This window comes from Chelatococcus asaccharovorans (assembly GCF_003201475.1).
Classification (GTDB): Bacteria; Pseudomonadota; Alphaproteobacteria; order Rhizobiales; family Beijerinckiaceae; genus Chelatococcus; species Chelatococcus asaccharovorans.
In genome coordinates this window covers 292,749-311,559 of the sequence record NZ_QJJK01000003.1, presented here as the reverse complement: position 1 = coordinate 311,559, position 18,811 = coordinate 292,749, and the positions used below count along the sequence as shown (strand labels likewise).

The window sequence follows — 18,811 nt, the reverse complement described above, 5'->3', positions numbered from 1 at the left end:
CACGGTGGTTCCGGTGGCTTCACCGCGGCAACGGTCCACACGCGCTAGGCTAGTCCTTGTTGCCGAGCGTGACGAGCCCCGGGCCATGGCGATCGAGCTGCAGATTGCCGCCGATCGCCCAGTCCGTGCGCTCGTAGTCCTCGAACAGCACAGTCACCCATTCGGCCTTGGCGCCGAGGGTCGCGATGGCCGCGTCGGTAAAGGCCTTGGCCGCGCGCCGCTTGGTATCGACGTTGCGGCCTCTTTCCATCTGGATGGTGATGATCACTGTCGTGATGTCCTTGTTCGTGACGAGAACGGATGTTGCGTGGCCTTCAGCCGTGGTGGCCGGGTTTCAGCGGGCCGTGGCGGTCGAGTTGCAGGTTGCCGCCGATCGCCCAGTCCGTCCGCTCGTAGTCGCGGAACAGGATGGTGACCCAGTCGCGCTCGCCGCCCAGCGTCGCGACGATGGCATCGGTGACGGCCTTGGCGACTTCCCGCTTCTTCTCGACGGAGCGGCCCTTGTCGAACTGAATGGTGATGATGGGCATGACATGTCCCTGTCTCAATGGTCGTTGGTTGGGTGATTGCAGATGTGCGGCCTAGGACGACAGTTGCCGCGGTGAAGCCATGGGAACCTCCGTCGTCATTCCGGGGCGGGCCGAGAGGCCCGAGCCCGGAATGACCGCGACCTTCGGCAAGGCCGACGCGAACAACTGTCCACGCCACCTGACACGGCGGTGGATTAGGGCTTCCCGGCCTTTGCTGCCTTTTCGCGCGCGGCATGGCGATCGAGCAGCAGTTCCCCGCCGATCGCCCAGTTCTCCTTGTCGTAATTCTCGTAGAGCACGGTGACCCATTCGGGCTTGACGCCGAGGGTCGCAACCGCGGCCTCCGTCATCGCCTTGGCACCGGCGCGCTTGGTATCGTCGGTGCGGCTGTTCTCGAATTGAATGGAAATGATCATGGTCGAGCCCTCCCGGGCCGGATCGTTCGCGACGTCAGTTGTCGGAAATCTGCGGGTCGAGCGCGTCGCGGAGCTCGTCGCCGAGAATGTTGAAGGCCAGGATCAGAAGCGCGATGGCGATGCCGGGGCTGAGCGAGACCGACCAGGACAGGCTCATGTATTTGGCCCCGTCGCTGATCATCCCGCCCCAGGTGGGGGATGGCGGCTGCACGCCGAGCCCGAGGAAGCTAAGCGTTGCTTCCAAGAGGATCATGCGGGCGAGATCGAAGCTCGCGTAGACGATCACCGCCGAGAGGACATTGGGGAGGATATGCTGCAGCATGATACGCGGCGTCTTCACACCGATCGCCCGCGCGGCCTCGACGAATTCCTTGTTGCGGACGGAGAGTACCGAGCCGCGCACCACCCGCGCAAAGCGCGGCCATCCCGACAGCCCCATGATGATGATGAGATTGGTCAGCGACGGGCCGACGACGGCGACGACCGCGATGACGAGCAGCACCAGCGGAAAGGCGAGCTGGATGTCGATCAACCGCAGGATCACCGCATCGGCCTTGCCGCCGTAATAGCCGCCGATGAGCCCCATCGCGACGCCCGCCACGCCGGATACGAGGACCGCAAAGATACTGACGAAGAGGGTGATGCGCGCGCCATAGATGATGCGCGAGAGGATATCGCGGCCGAGCTGGTCGGTACCGAGCCAATATCCCGGTACGCCGCGCTCCATGAACGCCGGCGGACGCAGCCGCAGGGTGAGTTCCTGAGCGTAGGGATCATGCGGCGCCAAAAGCGACGGCACCAGCGCGAACAGGAACCCGACCAGGATGATGGCAAGGCTCAGCTGGGCCGCCTTCTTGGTGAAGAGCCGCCGCGTGACGGTGCGCCAGCGGTTCTGCGCGGGGGAAGGTTCAGCGGCGTCGGCGGTCGGTGACAGGGACATGGCGCCGCCTCAGTTGTAGCTGATGCGCGGATCAAGCACCGCGTAGAGGAGATCGACGACGAGATTCACGAAGACGAAGATGATGGCGAAGGTGAAAACGACCGCCTGCACCACGGGGAAATCGCGCGCATAGATCGCCTGGATGGCGAGCCTCCCGACACCCGGCCAGGAGAACACCGTCTCGGTCACCACGACGCCGCCCATCAGGAGGCCGATCTGCAGGCCGATCACCGTCAGCACGGGAATGAAGCCGTTTCTGAGGGCGTGGATCCACAGCACGGTACGCTCACGCGCCCCCTTGGCGCGGGCCGTGCGGATATAGTCCTGCCGCAGCACGTCGAGCATGCAGGATCGTGTGACGCGGGCGATCAGCGCGACGAGATTGAAGGCGAGCGTCGCTGCCGGCAGAATGAGGTTGAGCCAGGAGCCGCGTCCGCCGGAGGGCAGCCAGCGCAGCCAGACGGCAAAGACCATGATGGAAATGATGCCGAGATAGAAGCCCGGCAGCGCCTGCCCCATCAGCGTGACGCCACGAATCGTGATGTCCGCCGGCGTATTGCGGCGATAGGCGGCCGCAACGCCGGCCGGCACACCGATCAGGAGCGCCATGGCCATCGTCGCCGCGGCAAGCTCGCTGGTCGCCCCCAGGCGCTCCCAGACGAGGCTCATGGCCGGCTGGTTGAAGCGCAGCGAGGCGCCGAAATCGCCCAGGAGCCCCTTGCCGAAAAAGGTGACGAACTGCTCCCACAACGGCCTGTCCAGGCCATGGACGGACCGGAAGGCGGCACGAGCCTCCTCTGTCGCATTGGTCGGCAACATGAGATCGGTCGGATCGCCGCTGAGACGCGTCAGAAAGAAACACACCAGCATGATGCCGATGAGCACCGGAATCGTGAGGACGAGACGCTGCACGATGTAACGGCCCATACAAGGGTTCCCCTGCCACCGCCGCGGCCCAAGGGAGCGCGACGGATCGCAATTTCGCGACCGCTGTGATGTGAAGTTGACTAGATCTTATCGGTGACTTCGAAATCTACAAGCCACATTTTCATTATTAGCGATTTTTCTGCAGAAAAATTCACAAATACAGACCTGCCGGCAAGAGCAGGGAAATGATCTGATACCGGCCTGAATGGTAGCTGCCGCCTAGTCGGTAGGACAGAGCAAAGGCGTTCCGGCTGGGTCATTCGCGGGTGTCGTCGCGCAGGGTCACAACCCGAACGGCGCGGGCATATCACCGCGTCCGCCCGCGCGCATTGCGGCGACCGTCGCGACACATGTTGAGATGCTGTCGCGTTACGCAGGGCGCTATAGCCGGGCGTTGAAGGGTCGGGAGACCTGCGCGGCGTCGGTTCAAGGAACGCGAACCGCGACCGGCCCTGCCGAGGACGCGCCCGCGCCGGCCGTACCGACATGCAAGGCATATTAGAAGGTGGCGGCCGTCCGGGCGGCTTGCTCGTAATGTCCGGACAGGGCGCGCATCGTGGAAGCGACCGCGCTGATGGCTTTCGGATCCATCCCCAAAGCGGACACGGCACTGACCAGAAGCCGCTCGCGAATTTCGCCGTATCGCTGGCAGACCTTTTCCCCCGCCTCGGTGATCAGGACGAGCTTCTCCTTGCCCTGCCGGATCCGATAGATCATGCCCTGCGATTCCAGCTTCTTCAGCGCATAGACCACGGTGTGGGAATCCTCGATCCCCAGAACCAGGCAGATGTCGGCGAGGCGCTTCGGACGCTGACGATGCGTCACTGAATGCAGCACAAGTACCTCCAACGGCGAGAGGCCAGGAAGCCCAGCGGCCGCCATGCACCGGCTCATCCAGCGATCGAAGGCGTGGCCCGCCAGAATGAGGCCGAACTCGAACTCAGAAAGCTGGGGCAGCTGACTATTGGCCGCGAGATGCGCCGACGAGACGATGGGACCCGCTTGGAAGGATGGCGCGGCGTAGACGTCATGCGGGGGGGGATCTTGCGGGGGTTGGTCTTGCGGGGGTCGGTCTTGCATCGTTCCACCTCTCAACCGGCGCAGGTCACCGTAAACCCATACAGAAAATCGCTGTCGCTTGGCGTAGCGAATTCCCGGCAATTTATCAAAAAAATATCCGTCTGAACCGCGGCATTCATTGCGCCCCAACAGCTGCTTGGCGCTCACAACCGGCGATCTCAACTGCCGTTTCAATGAGATTTCGATATAACATTGACAAAACATCGATAATATATAAACGTTTTGCCAACGTCAGGTGCAGGGATTGGCCATGAGCTGGGATTTTTGGGTTGACCGGGGCGGCACCTTTACCGACATCGTCGCACGCAAGCCCGATGGATCGCTCGAGGCCAGGAAGTTTCTGTCGGACAATCCGGAGGCTTATCGCGATTCAACAGCGGCCGGCATTCGCGCCTTCCTCGGTTTAGGTCCCGACGAAAAGGTACCGCCGGGGATGATCGGCACGATCAAGATGGGCACCACCGTCGCGACCAACGCCTTGCTGGAGCGCAAGGGCGAGCCGGTCGCGCTCATGATCACCCGTGGGTTTCGCGACCAACTGGAGATCGGCTACCAGGCGCGGCGGGATATTTTCGCCATGCGGATCGAGAAGCCCGAGACGCTTTATGATCGCGTCTTCGAGGTGGCCGAGCGGGTGCTGGCCGACGGGACGGTCGAGGTTCCGCTGGATCTGGCTGCCGCCCGCCTTCAGCTCGAAGATGTGAAGGCGCTGGGCATCCGCTCGGTCGCCATCGTGCTCATGCATGCCTACCGCTATCCCGAACATGAGCGCCAGCTCGGGCAAATGGCACGCGAGATGGGATTCGCCCAGGTTTCGGTCAGCCACGAAATTTCGCCGCTGATCAAGATCGTCGGGCGCGGCGATACGACTGTGGTGGACGCCTATCTCTCGCCGGTGCTGCAGCGCTATCTCAATGAGCTGATCGCCGATCTGGACTTGAACGCCGGCGATGCCCGGCTGCTCTGCATGACCTCTGGCGGCGGACTGACCTCGGCCGACAGGTTTCAAGGCCGGGACGCCATCCTGTCAGGCCCCGCCGGGGGTGTCGTCGGTGCGGCGCGCACCTGCGAACAGGCTGGCTTCGACCGGATCATCGGCTTCGACATGGGGGGCACCTCGACCGATGTGACCCACTACGAGGGCCGATACGAGCGCACGTTCGAGTCCGAGGTGGCCGGCGTCCGGATGCGCGCGCCGATGATGCTGATCCATACGGTTGCGGCAGGCGGCGGGTCGATCCTCTCATTCGAGAGCGGACGCTTTCAGGTTGGGCCGGAGTCCGCCGGAGCCAATCCGGGACCGGCCTGCTATCGCCGGGGAGGCCCGCTGACAATCACCGATGCGAATGTCATGCTCGGCAAACTGCGCAAAGAGAATTTCCCGAGCATCTTCGGCGCGCGCCAGGACCAGCCACTGGACGAAGGCATCGTGCGCGAGCGTTTCGCCGCGCTTGTGGCAGATGCCGGCGGCGGCATGACGGAAGAAGAGGCTGCCGACGGCTTCATCACGATCGCCGTGCAGAACATGGCAAGCGCGATCAAGACGATTTCTGTCGCGCGCGGCTACGATATCACCCGTTACGCCCTGGCCTGTTTCGGCGGGGCGGGTGGTCAGCATGCCTGCCGGGTGGCCGAGACGCTCGGCATGGCGACGGTCGTCATCCATCCGTTTTCGGGCGTCCTGTCGGCCTTTGGCATTGGTTTGGGCGATCTCCGCGCGAGCCGCCAGAAGAGCATCGAGGAGCCACTGGCTCTGCCGGCCATGGCAACGATCGCCAGCATGTCGGTCGCATTGCTCGCCGAGACGCGCGCCTCGCTTGCCGCGCAGGGCGTGGCGGATGGAGAGATCCGCGACGAGGTGTCCGTTCATCTGCGGTACAAGGGCACCGATTCAGCGATCGCGGTGAAGCTTGCCTCCCGGGAGGAGATGCGGCGTGCCTTCGAAGACGAGCATCGCCAGCGCTTCGGATTCATCCAGGCCGGCCATGACCTGGTGGTCGCTGCCCTTGACGTGGAGTCGATCGGCGGCGGCGCCGTCGTACCCGACGCGCCCTGCCCCGCCCCGGCCGCGTCGGCGCGCCTGCCGGAGCGTTTCGCACGCATCTACAGCCAAGGCGCCTGGCGCGAGAGCCGTATCGTCAGGCGTGAGCAGCTTGCCATCGGTGAGGCGCTCGCCGGGCCGGCGCTGGTCATCGAAGCGAACCAGACGGTCGTCATAGAGCCGGGCTGGAGCGGACGGATCACGGAGCGGAACGATCTCGTCCTGACGCGCGAAGCCGTCGGCATCACGGCGTCCGGCGGGGATACGGCCGTCGACCCCGTGAAACTCGAAGTCTTCAACAATCTCTTCATGTCGATTGCAGAGCAGATGGGGGTGGTGCTCCAGAATACCTCCCGCTCGGTGAACATGAAGGAGCGGCTCGATTTCTCCTGCGCGTTGTTCGACGGCGAGGGCAATCTGGTCGCCAATGCGCCGCATGTGCCCGTGCATCTCGGCTCGATGGACAGTTCGGTGCAGGCCGTGCTGGCGCTCAACCGCGGCAGGATGAAGCCGGGCGACGTCTTTGTCCTGAATGCGCCCTATCAAGGCGGCACGCATCTTCCCGACATCACCGTCGTCACGCCGGTCTTCGATGCGTCGGGCGAAACGATCCGTTTCATTGTCGCCAGCCGTGGACATCATGCCGATATCGGCGGCGTCGCGCCCGGCTCGATGAGCCCGCGCGGCCGTACAATCGACGAGGAAGGCGTCTATATCGACGCGATGAAGCTGGTCGATCAGGGCCGCTTTCTCGAAGGCGAGATGCGGGCGATCCTGGCCGGAGCCTCATATCCCGCCCGCAACATCGATGAGAACATCGCCGATCTGAAGGCGCAGGTCGCCGCCAACGAACGTGGCAGCGCCGAGGTGCGCAAGATGATCCGGCAGTTTGGCGAGGATGTCGTCACGGCCTATATGGGGCACGTGCAGGACAACGCCGAGGCGGCGGTCCGGCAGGTGATCGACGGGCTGAAGGACGGCCATTTCGCGCTGCCGATGGACCAGGGCTGCACGATTGCCGTCAGCTTGACGATCGATCGGACGGCGCGCCGCGCCCGCATCGACTTTACCGGAACGAGCCCGCAGCGACCGGACAATTTCAACGCGCCCGAACCGATCACGCGCGCAGCCGTGCTGTTCGTCTTCCGCATGCTCGTCGGACGTAGCATGCCGATGAACGCCGGCTGCCTTCGCCCTATCGACATCGTCATCCCACCCGGCACCATGCTGTCGCCACGCCACCCGGCGGCCGTCGTGGCGGGCAATGTGGAGGTCAGTCAGGCCGTCACCAATTGCCTTTTGGGCGCGGTGGGGCAGCTTGGGTCTTCGCAGGCGACGATGAACAATCTCACCTTCGGCAATGCGGTCTCGCAATATTACGAGACCATCTGCTCCGGTGCGCCGGCCGGGCCGGGTTTCGATGGCGCGGCGGCAGTCCATACCAATATGACCAACACCCGGCTGACCGATCCGGAGATCCTGGAAGCGCGCTTTCCGGTGGTCGTGGAGGAGTTCTCGATCCGCCGCGGCTCGGGCGGTCGCGGCCGCTGGTCAGCCGGCGATGGCGTCCGTCGGGCCATCCGCTTCCTGGAACAACTGGATTGCGCGATCCTGAGCGGGAACCGCAAGGTGGCGCCTTTCGGTGTGGATGGCGGATGCGAAGGCAGCCTGGGCCGCAACGGCGTGCGTCGGGCCAGCGGGCTTGTGGAGGAACTGGATTCCTCGGTGCAGCTGGTCGTCCATCCCGGCGATACGATCATCATCGAAACACCGACCGGTGGCGGCTTTGGCCGCGCCGTCGACGTGGCGCAACCCAATGAGAGCACGCCCGCATAACGGCCGGATAGCCGATGACTGACAGTTGGAAAAGCCCGCCTCGTTCCCGTTACATACGATACATCGACATTTTATCAACGAAACGTCGATTTACATTGACAGAGATTGTTATGCATGTGAGCAAATCTGTCAGGGAAGGCCTGCTGGAACGCCTGCGCGGAGCAGACGAGAACCATCGATCTGGCGAGCGACGTGTCGCGGCATGCCAACCCGGATGGCAGCCATCATGAATGCGCGACCGGAAGACAGACCAAGCTCTTTTCACGCAATGGACACAATAAGAACGGGGAACAACATGAGCGCTGGAGTTTCCATGGGTTTACGCCGGAGAACGTTTCTGGGCCTTGCGACGGCGATGGGCGTGGCCGCTCTCACCGGATCCAATTCTGAGCTGGCGCTGGCGCGGGATAGCGGAAAAACACTGACGTTCGGCCTCTCGGCCAATGTCGGCAATCTCGTCTACGGCCCGTCGCGGGGCGCTGCCCAGTTCATCGTCAATCAACAGCTCCACCGCGGCCTGGTGAAATTCGACGAGAACGGCCGCATCGTTCCGGCGCTCGCCGAGAGCTTCGAGGCCGTCGACCCTTCGACCTATCGGTTCACCTTGCGGGACGGCCTCACATTCCATGACGGAAGCCCCATCACGTCCGCGACCGTCAAGGCGAGCCTGGACTATCTCGCCAATCGCTCGGTCGGCGCGGCCATTTATGCGGCGCTCTCCACGCTAGCCTCGATCGAGACGCCCGACGCACGAACGGTTGTCATCAAACTGTCCAAACCGAATGCCTCGTTCCTCGATTATCTGGCCGATCCGAATGCCGGAATTTCGCCGGCGTCGGCCCTGGCTTCGGGCGCGGCGAACTGGATCGGCGCGGGCCCCTTCAAGCTTCAGGCCAACGACAGCGGTGTCAGCCTCACGCTCGCGAAGGCGGATACCTATTACGACAAGGACAATGTGGCGCTGGCCGGCATCAAATTCATCTACTATCCGGATTCGACCGCGCGGACGAACGCGCTCATCGCCGGCGACGTGCAGATGATCGATTTCGTCGGATGGGAGGATTTCGACCGCGTTGAGGCCGACAAGAAACTCGTGCTCGATGCGGTTCCCGGCCCCTTCGTCTACATGCTGTTCAACACCGAGCGCGCGCCCTTCGACAATCCCAAGGTCAGGCAGGCGGTTGCCCACGCGATCAACCGGGAGAATGTCGTCGCCGCCGCCTTCTATGGTCACGGCACGCCCCTGAACGGCATTCCGGTGTCGCCGGGCAACGACCGTTTCGACCCGAAGATGGGCGAGCTCTGGACATACGATCCCGACAAGGCGCGCGCGCTTCTCGCCAGCGCCGGCGTCGCCGAGGGATTGAAGGTCTCCCTCCTGACGTCGTCGACCTATTCGTTCTTCCGCGACATGGCATTGTCGGTGCAGGCCGATCTGCAGGCAGTCGGCATCGAGGCGGAACTCGACGCGCCCGACTGGCCGACCTACACGGCTTCCAAGAACAGCGGCAAATATGGACTGGCGGTGGCCGGCGGCGCGCCTTCGGTGACGGGGCCGGTCTATCTCCAGGCCTATGTGGTGGGTGCGCCGGCGTCCTCCTTCGGCAGCTACGGGTACAACGCCTCCGACATTGTTGCCCATATCCAGGCCGGCGAGGCCTTGAGCAACGACGCGGCCGCGCGGGCTGAATATATGAAGGCCGTCGACATCATCCGCGATGCCGTGCCCTTCCTGCCCGTGGCGCAGCGGAGCCAGGCTTTCGCTCGCAGCAACACGGTTGAAGGCTTCAAGAACCTGCCCGGCTTCCTCAGCATCACGGGAACCGGTTACATGCTCGAGAAGACGTCTATCCGCTAAGCATCCAGCGCTCCCGCTGGCCCGGCCGCCGGGCTGGCGGGGACGATCACCGACAGGTGCGTGCGCCGTGGCATGGCCAGCGCGCCGTCCCGGCAATCCGAAAGAGTTCATCGCCATGGGATTGGCTGCCTATTGCGCAAAGCGGTTGCTGGTCGGCCTGGCGATGGTCGTCTGTGTGCAGGTCATCATTTTCCTGGCGATCCAGGTCGTTCCCGGTGACCCGGTCGAGGCGATGATGAGCGAGACCGCAGGTGTCGGCCCCGAGGTTATCGAGGCGCTGCGCCAGCAGTTCGGTCTCGACAAGCCAATTCCCGTACGGCTTCTTGATCACATCGTCGGGTTGTTCCGTCTCGATTTGGGAACATCTCTCCAATACAATCAGTCTGCTTTCGCAATCATCACAAGCCGCTTGGCGGTGAGCATCGAACTCGTCGTCCTTGCCGCCTTTTTCGGGATTGTCGGCGGGATCTTCTTCGGCAGCCTCAGTGTCCGGACGCGGTGGGGCGACCGGCTGATTTCGGTCTGCGGCCCGTTCATTCTGTCGGTGCCGGGCTATGTTCTCGGCTCGGTGTTGATTTTGGCGCTGTCGCTGACGCTCGGATGGCTCCCCGCCGGCGGCATGGCGCCTTTCTCCGACCCGCTGGCTCACATGCAACGGCTGGTGCTTCCGGTGATCACGCTGGCGTTGCCGATTGCGGCAACCATCGCAAAGGTGACCCGGTTCGAAATTCTCGAGGTCCGCACGCAGGACTGGGTGAGGACGTCCCGCGCTTATGGCTTCCCGACCAAGGTGACCTTCAGGCGCGATATCCTGCGTAACGCGTTGACGCCCGTGCTGACCATATCGGCGCTGGAACTGGGCGGGCTCATCGGCGCCACGGTCCTCGTCGAAAAAGTCTTCAACCTTCCCGGGCTCGGCTCGTTGCTGGTCTCTGCTGTCGGAATCCGCGACTATGCGCTCATACAAGGTGCAGTCTTCGTGATTTCCACCTTCTACATCATCATCAATATTGCGGCCGACATCATGTATGGCTTCCTCGATCCCCGCGTGAGCAAGCGATGAAACGCTATATCCTGCCGCTGCTCGCCATAACGCTGATCGTTTTCGCCGTCGCCGGCCCGGTTCTGGTGTCCGCCGACCCGATCAAGCAGAACATCGTCGCGCGTTTTGCGCCGATCGGAACCCCCGGACATCTCTTGGGAACCGACAATTTCGGCCGCGACGTGCTGGCGCGGATCGCCGCCGGCGCGCGCGTCGAACTGTTCACCGCGCTGCTCTCGACGCTGATCGCGCTGACGGCCGGTGTGGTGATCGGCGTGACCGCGGCCTATTCGCAAGGGCTGACCGAAGGGGTGCTCATGCGCTTGGTCGACGTCATGCTGTCGATCCCTCCCCTGATCCTGGCGCTTCTGGTCGTCGCCTCGCTCGGCCCCAGCGTGCTGACGCTGATCGGCGTGCTGGCGCTCTTGTTCACGCCCGGCTTTGCGCGGGTGGCCTATGGCCAGACGCTCTCGGTGCGCAGCCGGCCCTTCATCCAGGCCGCGGTCATTTACGGGGCGCCGCGCCGCGCCATTGTGTTCGGCCAGATCCTGCCGAACATCGCCGCGCCCTTGTTGGCGCAGGCCTCATTGACCATCGCTTCCGCGATTCTGGTCGGATCGGGCCTCGGTTATCTCGGGCTCGGCATCCGCCCGCCCATGCCCTCCTGGGGCGGCATGGTGGCGGACGGGCAGCGCTATCTCGGCAGCCATCCGATGCTGATGATCGTGCCGGGCGTGTTTGTCGTATCGACCATTCTCGTGTTCAGCGTGCTGGGCGATGTTCTGCGGACCCTGTGGGATCCGCGTGAGCGCGGAGGCCGCTGATGAGCGCCGTGATACCTGTGGCCGGGACCGTGACCAATCTGGAGAAGGCCGAGCCGCTTCTGGCGGTCCGCGACCTCACCATCGATTTCGGCGACAAAAGCATCGTCAAGAACCTGTCCTTCGCCATCGAGCCAGGCGAGACGCTCGCCATTGTCGGCGAATCCGGCTCCGGAAAATCGGTGACCGCACTCAGCCTGCTCGGCCTGCTCGGCCCGCGCGCGAAGGTCGCGGGCGCGATCGAATTCCGAGGCCAGAATCTTCTGCCCTATGATTTCAAGCGCCTGGCGCATCTGCGCGGCAACGCGGTCTCGATCATTTTTCAGGAGCCCATGGCGGCGCTGAACCCGGTCTACAAGATCGGCCGGCAGCTCAGTGATGTGCTCCGGAACCATATGAACCTGACCGCCGTGGAAGCGCGCATCCGCGTGCTCGAACTGCTCAACAAGGTCAAGCTGCCGACACCGGAGGCCAAGTACGATCAGTATCCGTTCGAGCTGTCGGGCGGACAACTGCAGCGCGTCATGATCGCCATGGCGATCGCCTGTCGTCCAAAGCTCTTGATTGCGGACGAACCGACGACCGCGCTCGATGTGACCGTTCAGGCCGGCATTCTCGATCTGCTGCGCGAGCTGCAGGCGGAAATGGGGATGTCGGTCCTCTTCATCACCCATGATTTCGGCGTCGTCGCCGATATCGCCGACCGTGTCCTGGTGATGCGTCACGGCCAGCAGGTGGAGACGGGAGCGGTCGATACGCTGTTTGCCGCGCCGCGCGAAGACTATACGCGCATGCTGCTGTCGGCGGTTCCCTCCCTTGCGAAGGCCGGCTATCGCGGGAATGCCGCCACGGATGTGCGGTCGCCGGTGCTGCAACTGCGCAACGTCGGCGTCAGCTTCCGAGGCCGGCGCGGACACGTCCTCAAGGCCCTGGACGGTATCGATCTCGCCATCGCGCGCAACGAAGTGGTGGCGCTGGTCGGCGAGTCCGGCAGCGGCAAGAGCACGCTCGGCAATGTCGCGGCGGGCCTCATCCGGATCGACCAGGGCGAGGTGATCGTCGATGGCACGCCACGGCAGGGGGCCGGCGCTTCATCAGGCCTGCATTCACCAAGTCTACATTCCCCTGGCGTGAGCATGGTGTTCCAGGACGCCAATGCCTCGCTCAATCCGCGGATGCGCATCGGGGCGACCCTGCGTGCGGCGTTGAAGTGGGGCCGCCGCTACCGGCCGGATCTGGATGCGAGCGACAGCTATATCCGCAGCATCATGGCCGAGGTGGGGCTCGGTCCGGAGTTGTTCGAGCGCTTTCCCCACGAGCTGTCGGGCGGGCAGAAGCAGCGTGTCGGCATCGCCCGGGCCTTGTCCGTCAAGCCTTCGCTGATCGTCGCCGACGAGCCGACCTCGGCGCTCGACGTCTCCGTCCAGAAGACGGTGCTGGAACTCTTCCGCAAGCTGCAGCAACAGCATGGCTTCGCGTGCATCTTCATCACCCACGACCTGTCGCTCGCGGCGACAAATTCGAACCGGGTGGTGGTGATGAACAAGGGACGGATCGTCGAGCAGGGGCCAACGGCCGACGTGCTGCGCCATCCCTCGGATCCCTATACGCGCGCGCTTCTGAACTCCATTCCTCTGCCCGATCCGGTCGCCCAACGTGCCCGCAGAGCACAGCGGGAGGACGCGGGCGCAAACCCGTGACGCCGCCCCGTGCGACATCCATTGACGAGAGACAAGGCTATGAAGGCGATTATCATCGGTGGCGGAATTGGCGGCATCATCAGCGCGCTGACCCTGACCCATCAAGGCATTGATGTCGAACTCTACGAGCGCGCCGACGGCAACCCCGAGATCGGCTCGGCCGTGCAGTTCACCGCCAATGTGACGAACATCTTCCAGCGGATCGGCTCGCTCGATGTCGTCAAGGCCTGTGGTTCGCCGGTTGAAGTTCGCCATATGCGCGAGTGGAACACGGGCACTATCATCAGCACGAACCGTCTCGGCGATACCATCGCCGAGAGGGAACTGGGCTCGCCCTATCTCGTGTTTCAGCGGTCGGAGCTCCTCGATCGTCTCGGCGAACTGCTTCCGGCGGGCGTTGCCCGCTACGGCATGCGATGCGTGAATGTCGAGCAGGATCAGGACGGCGTGCGCGCGGTCTTCGAGAATGGCCATGTCGCCCAAGGCGATGTGCTGATTGGCGCCGACGGTATCCGTTCCACCGTGCGGCGTCTCGTCTTCGGCGAGGTCGAGCCGGTCTTCTCCGGCAAGGTCGCCTATCGCGGCCTCATCCCGCAGGACGAATTGCCGGACTTCGACAGCTACAAATGGACCGCCAACGCCTGGCCGGCACCCGGCCAGTTCCTCCTGCAGAATTTTGCCGGGCGTGCCTGCATCAACCTGAGCCTCTATCGCTCGGGACAGCGGCTGGAAGACCTCGATACCGGCCATCGGACCGCGGTGGTCTCCACCGAGGAGGTCGTGGCCTTCGTCAAGGATTGGGAACCGTCCGCCGTCGCATGGCTATCCAAATCCCGGGAATTCCTGCGCTGGCCCCTGTTCGACATCGAACCCCTGAAGACCTGGACGGAGGGGCGTGTCGCGCTTCTTGGTGACGCGGCCCATGCCACCCTCCCCTTCATCGGACAAGGCGCCGGTCAGGGGGCAGAGGATGCAAGCGCGCTCGCGGATGCCCTCGCCCTGACGCCCAGCGATCCGGTCGGCGCCTTGAAACTGTACGAGGAATTCCGGCTCCCGCGGGCTTCTCGCGTTCAGCTCGAATCGCGCGCGCGGTCGAATTACATGATGCTGCGCGATCCCTTCGCCATCAACCAGCGCAACCTGCAATGGCGCGAGGCTTCCAAGGCGATCACCGGCTACTTCGGCAATTCGGTCGACCACTGGATCTTGAATTATGACGTCTCAAAGGCGTTCCGAGACCATGTGGCCCTCAAGTCCGGCAACACGGCGGCCTGACGTCGATCCCTCATCTTGGCGGACAGTCAGCACAGGCTCAGTCGCGCCCGCCGACAGAACTACGACAGGACAAGGATTTCATCATGAGCAAGCCTCGTATCGGCATCATCATCGGATCCACCCGGGACACGCGCTTCGGCGAGAAGCCGGCGCGGTGGATGCTGGACCTCGCCTCCCGGCGCGAGGAGATCGACGCCGAGCTGATCGATCTGCGCGACTATGACCTGCCGTTCTTCAACGAGGTCTCGTCGAATGCCTGGCAGGCTTCGCAGGATCCGAAGGTTCTCGCCTGGCAGAAGAAGGTCGGCGAGATGGACGGCTACATCTTCGTGACGTCGGAGTATAACCGCTCCATTCCGGCCTCGTTGAAGAATGCGCTCGATCAGGCCTATGTCGAGTGGAACTACAAGCCGGCCGCCATCCTGGGCTATGGTGCGGTCGGCGGCGCGCGCGCCGTCGAGCATCTGCGGTCGATCACGGTCGAGCTCTACATGGTCCCCGTCCGTTCGACCGTGCATATCAGCGGCACCGAGTTCTTCACCGTCTGGCACGGCGCGGGTGATCAGCCGATGAGCGCGATCGAGGGCACTATCGGCCAGAGCGCGCAGGAGCTGCTCGACCAGTTGATCTGGTGGGCGGAGATCACCAAGGCGGGTCGCGAGGCCCGTGCGAAGAGCGCCGCCTGATCCGGCGGAACCAAGCGGAACCGCGGCTGAAGCGGTCAACGGCACGATCGTCCGAACGTCATCCGCAGGCGTCGGGAGTACTGAACTCCCGGCGTATGCTGCGTATGGCGGAAATCCCGCCGTCATTCCGAGGCCTCGCGTCAGCGAGGAGCCCGGAAGCGAAGAACACGAGGCCTGACAGGACACCCGCTAAAAACGGCCATAGCGCTCATTATATAATGAAACGCCAATTCTATTCTTGATTGCAATGGCGCGGAATTCTTCCATTTCTTAATATAATTTTGTCATCCAGCGATCTCCGTTGACTATCGCACTCCAGACCGAAGGCGCGTGAAGCCAAATCCGCGGGCCGGTTCGCGCCGGACAGCCAGGATCGCGCGGCGGGTTGGAGCGCGGCGCGCGCCCCATCATCAATCGCAGCCGCCGGCACCGCGCGATTTCTGCATGGCGCCGGCGCAGACTCCGCTTTCGGCTTGCGGAACACATCAAGAACGGCTATCGTCGTTCATGATTTGTTTCCTGATTCAGCTGCACTCTGCATCAATGGGGCATTTGCTTCTCGAAACTGATCGATCCCGGCGCTTGGTCGTGTTGAAAGCGGGCAAACGAAAAGGCGGAGTGATGACGACATGCTGACGCGTAAGCAGAATGAGCTCCTCCGCTTCATCCACGAGCGGCTGAGGGAAACGAGCGTGCCACCGTCATTCGATGAGATGAAGGAGGCCCTTGATCTCAAATCGAAATCCGGCATTCACCGCCTCATCATCGCGCTTGAGGAGCGGGGTTTCATTCGCCGCCTTCCCAACCGGGCGCGCGCGCTCGAGGTGATCAAGCTCCCAGACACGATCATGGGGGCTTCCCCGCGCGGAAAGTTCAACCCGAGCGTGGTGGAAGGTGGCCTCGGCCGCGTCCGCAATCTTCCTCCTGCGTCCGAGGCCGAGCTGCCGAAGACGATCTCCGTGCCGGTGATGGGGCGCATCGCGGCAGGCACCCCGATCTCGGCCATTCAGTCACGCAGCAATACTCTCGCCATTCCGGTCGAAATGCTCAGCGCGGGTGAGCATTTCGCGCTGGAGGTGCGCGGCGATTCCATGATCGAGGCCGGCATTCTCGACGGCGATACGGTCGTCATCCGTCGCCAGGAGATGGCGGAGACCGGCGATATTATCGTTGCGCTCATCGATGACGAGGAAGCGACTTTGAAGCGGCTGCGCCGTCGCGGCTCCTCGATCGCGCTCGAAGCCGCCAATCCGGCCTATGAGACGCGGGTTCTCGGCCCTGACCGGGTCCGCATCCAGGGCAAGCTCGTCAGTCTTCTGCGTCGTTATTGAGTTCCCTCCCCCCGTCTTCATCCATCGCATCCTGGACCGCGTCGAGCGGATCGGTCGTCTGGCTGCTCGATGGCGCCGTGGTGACGGGTGGTGTCGCGGTTCGGGGCGGACCGACCGACGCGTGCGGCTGTTGCGGTCTGCCGCCGACGATCCAGGGCCGCGATGCGGCGGGGAGCGCATGGACCGGGTGAAGGCCCATGTCGTGCGGGCTGCGTGCGAGGGTTATCGCGCCGCTGCGGTCGAGTGTCCTTCGGTCGATGACCGTTGGCGCCTTGCAGTTTGGCGGTGCCGGCAGCGGACTGACGATGACGTCGGCGCGGGCGCAATCCTCGGGAAATGCACGTTTGTCGCGGACAAGGGCAATCGTTTGTCCGCCTTGGAGGCGGCCCGTACAGCCAAGCCGGTCGCAGCGCGCCCCGCTGCGCAGGGATGGATCCGCGGGCGCACGGCCGTCCCCATCGGCGCGCAGCCACTGCTCGAGCACGAAGCCCGATGGTTTGCCGAGGATGACGAGCCGGCCGTCGGCAGCGCGCATGGCAAGGCCGCTCGCGCCACGGTCGATATAGATGTCGGGTGGCGTTAGGTCATAGGCCATGGCGATACCGACTGCGGCCGGCAGGAGCGCAAGCCAGCGCAGGACCGTGCTCCAGAGCGTCGCCCACAGGATGGCGACGACCATCAGGCTGAGGGCACCGACGCCAAAGGCCGGTACGATAACCCGCGAGCGTTCGAGTTCGGCGACGGCGCGCGCCGAGGCCAGCACCGGCACGGTGGCCTGGCCGATCAGCCACCAGATCGGGCGGTCGAGCTCGAAGAAGGACGCGAAGACACCGAGCACGGAGAGCGGCATCACCGCGAGCTCGATCAACGGCAGGGCCATGGCGTTGCCGAACAGACCGAACGGGTTGAATGTCTGAAAATGATAGGCGCTGAAGGGGGCCGTGGCGACGGTTGCGACCGTCGTGGTGGTGATGAGCAGGTAAGCCCAGCGCGCCCCGGCGCGCAGCCACCCCAAAGCGCCTGAGGACGGCGCGCCCGCCCCCACGAGGCGCCCCGAGGGCTTCACCGAAAAGGCGATCATGCCGGCGACGGCCGCGAAGGACATCTGGAAGCTCGGGCCGAGCAGCGCCTCGGGGCGCAGGATCAGGCAGACCAGCGCGGACAGCGCGAGGTTGCGCATGGAGAGCGCCGGCCGGTCGATCAGGATCGCGCCCATCATGATAAGGGTCATGACGAGCGAGCGCTGCGTGGCGACCTCCGCGCCCGAGAACAGGCAATAGCCGGTGGCGCCCGCCATGCCGACACCGGCGGCGATCTTCTTGACCGGCCAGGCGAGTGCGATCGCGGGCCACAGCGCGAGCAGAGCCCGGGCCGCCCAGAAGAGGCTGCCCGCCGCGAGGGCCATATGGAGGCCGGAAATAGACACGATGTGATAAATGCCCGCGGCGCGCATGGCGTCGTTGGCCTCTTCGGTGATGAGGCCGCGCTTGCCCGTCACGAGTGCGGCCGCCAGCGCGCCCTCCTGCCCGCCATAGGCATTCGCGATGCGCTGCGTCAGGGCATTGCGCGCCCTGTCATTGGCGATGGTGAGCGCAGTCCAGGCATCCGGCTCTTCCGGTGGCGCCCGGATCGTGATCTTGCCGACGAGCGAACCCACGGCGCCGAGCTCGGCAAAGAAGGCATCCCGCGCGAAATCATAGCCGCCCGGGCGCGCCGCCGTCGGCGGCGGCAGGAGGCGGGCGGTCGCCTCGATGAAGTCTCCCGGCTTGACACTTGCGCCCGGCCGCAGGGAGACCCGGACATGGGCGGGACGCAAGCTTGCATCGAGCCCGCCGAAGCTTGCCACACGCACCACGATCCGCGGCCCGGCCGGCCGCTCGTCGACGCCGAGCACAAGCCCGCTCAGTTTGGCGATCATCGGTCGGGCGAGCACCGGCGTTGTGACTGTGCGGGTTCGCCATGTCGCGGCGGCAAAGCCGGCCATAACGGCCGCGATGGCGACCGCCACGCCGAGAGCGTGGCGATGCCGGCGGGCGATGATCGCCGCCAGGGCCGCCAGGAGCGCTCCGGCCAGCGGCGGCCACAGGGACGGCTCCGCGTCGGCCAAGAAGTACAGGACGATGCCGCTACCGAAGGCAACGGGCAGCCAGAGGAAGGTCCGGCGACGCTCGGCCTCGACGGCGATGAGATGCCGCAGGCCGCGACCTGCGTCGCCAAGGACCAGGCCCCCCCATCCCGCGATGGCTCCGCCGATGGCAGGGCGCTGCGGCCTGCCGTGATCGGCGACGACGATGGCGCGAGGTTTCTGACGGGCCATGCGGGCAACGG

Annotated in this window: 14 protein-coding genes and 1 pseudogene; 8 read left to right on the top strand and 7 right to left on the bottom strand. The window is 64.4% G+C overall.

The features are described 5' to 3' along the window. Nucleotides 1–49: 49 nt before the first annotated feature. The 6 genes and pseudogenes from C7450_RS08930 to C7450_RS08905 all read right to left on the bottom strand — a co-directional run bounded on the left by C7450_RS08930 (nt 50) and on the right by C7450_RS08905 (nt 3,893). Nucleotides 50–268: a tautomerase family protein gene (locus tag C7450_RS08930; protein WP_245449549.1), complete on the bottom strand. Its 219-nt coding sequence runs from the start codon at nt 266–268 to the stop codon at nt 50–52. A gap of 46 nt (nt 269–314) precedes the next feature. Next, nucleotides 315–530, bottom strand: coding sequence for a tautomerase family protein (locus C7450_RS08925; protein ID WP_110374088.1), 216 nt, complete (start codon nt 528–530; stop codon nt 315–317). Between the two features lie 194 nt (nt 531–724). Further along, a pseudogene (locus tag C7450_RS08920) lies at nt 725–952 on the bottom strand (tautomerase family protein); the annotation flags it as partial. Between the two features lie 28 nt (nt 953–980). Then, nucleotides 981–1,886 (bottom strand): ABC transporter permease, encoded by a 906-nt coding sequence (locus C7450_RS08915; protein WP_110374086.1) that lies wholly within the window; start codon nt 1,884–1,886, stop codon nt 981–983. A gap of 9 nt (nt 1,887–1,895) precedes the next feature. Then, nucleotides 1,896–2,813, bottom strand: a complete 918-nt coding sequence (locus C7450_RS08910; protein ID WP_110374085.1) for an ABC transporter permease — start codon at nt 2,811–2,813, stop codon at nt 1,896–1,898. A gap of 498 nt (nt 2,814–3,311) precedes the next feature. Further along, nucleotides 3,312–3,893, bottom strand: coding sequence for a winged helix DNA-binding protein (locus C7450_RS08905; RefSeq protein WP_110374084.1), 582 nt, complete (start codon nt 3,891–3,893; stop codon nt 3,312–3,314). Nucleotides 3,894–4,143: 250 nt separating this feature from the next. Between C7450_RS08905 and C7450_RS08900 the strand changes: the two genes are divergently transcribed. The 8 genes from C7450_RS08900 (at nt 4,144) to lexA (ending at nt 16,483) form a co-directional block, all read left to right on the top strand. After that, complete coding sequence (locus C7450_RS08900) at nt 4,144–7,770, top strand: hydantoinase B/oxoprolinase family protein (protein WP_110374083.1); 3,627 nt, start codon at nt 4,144–4,146, stop codon at nt 7,768–7,770. A gap of 313 nt (nt 7,771–8,083) precedes the next feature. Continuing rightward, nucleotides 8,084–9,628 carry an ABC transporter substrate-binding protein gene (locus C7450_RS08895; RefSeq protein ID WP_170147150.1) on the top strand — a complete coding sequence of 515 codons (1,545 nt, stop codon included), beginning with the start codon at nt 8,084–8,086 and terminating at the stop codon, nt 9,626–9,628. Between the two features lie 67 nt (nt 9,629–9,695). After that, nucleotides 9,696–10,691, top strand: coding sequence for an ABC transporter permease (locus tag C7450_RS08890; RefSeq protein ID WP_170147149.1), 996 nt, complete (start codon nt 9,696–9,698; stop codon nt 10,689–10,691). Next, nucleotides 10,688–11,494, top strand: a complete 807-nt coding sequence (locus tag C7450_RS08885) for an ABC transporter permease (RefSeq protein ID WP_110374080.1) — start codon at nt 10,688–10,690, stop codon at nt 11,492–11,494. Before C7450_RS08890 ends, C7450_RS08885 begins: the two co-directional genes overlap by 4 nt. Beyond that, nucleotides 11,494–13,191: a dipeptide ABC transporter ATP-binding protein gene (locus tag C7450_RS08880; RefSeq protein ID WP_110374079.1), complete on the top strand. Its 1,698-nt coding sequence runs from the start codon at nt 11,494–11,496 to the stop codon at nt 13,189–13,191. Before C7450_RS08885 ends, C7450_RS08880 begins: the two co-directional genes overlap by 1 nt. Before the next feature lie 39 nt (nt 13,192–13,230). Then, nucleotides 13,231–14,466, top strand: coding sequence for an FAD-dependent monooxygenase (locus tag C7450_RS08875; protein ID WP_110374078.1), 1,236 nt, complete (start codon nt 13,231–13,233; stop codon nt 14,464–14,466). An 83-nt stretch (nt 14,467–14,549) separates the two neighbouring features. Then, complete coding sequence (locus C7450_RS08870) at nt 14,550–15,152, top strand: NADPH-dependent FMN reductase (RefSeq protein WP_110374077.1); 603 nt, start codon at nt 14,550–14,552, stop codon at nt 15,150–15,152. A gap of 629 nt (nt 15,153–15,781) precedes the next feature. Then, nucleotides 15,782–16,483: a transcriptional repressor LexA gene (lexA, locus tag C7450_RS08865; protein WP_110374076.1), complete on the top strand. Its 702-nt coding sequence runs from the start codon at nt 15,782–15,784 to the stop codon at nt 16,481–16,483. On the opposite strand, the gene C7450_RS08860 is transcribed toward lexA, so the two are convergent. Then, nucleotides 16,461–18,800: a ComEC/Rec2 family competence protein gene (locus C7450_RS08860; RefSeq protein WP_110374075.1), complete on the bottom strand. Its 2,340-nt coding sequence runs from the start codon at nt 18,798–18,800 to the stop codon at nt 16,461–16,463. The two genes, lexA and C7450_RS08860, sit on opposite strands and share 23 nt — an antisense overlap. Nucleotides 18,801–18,811 lie beyond the last annotated feature (11 nt).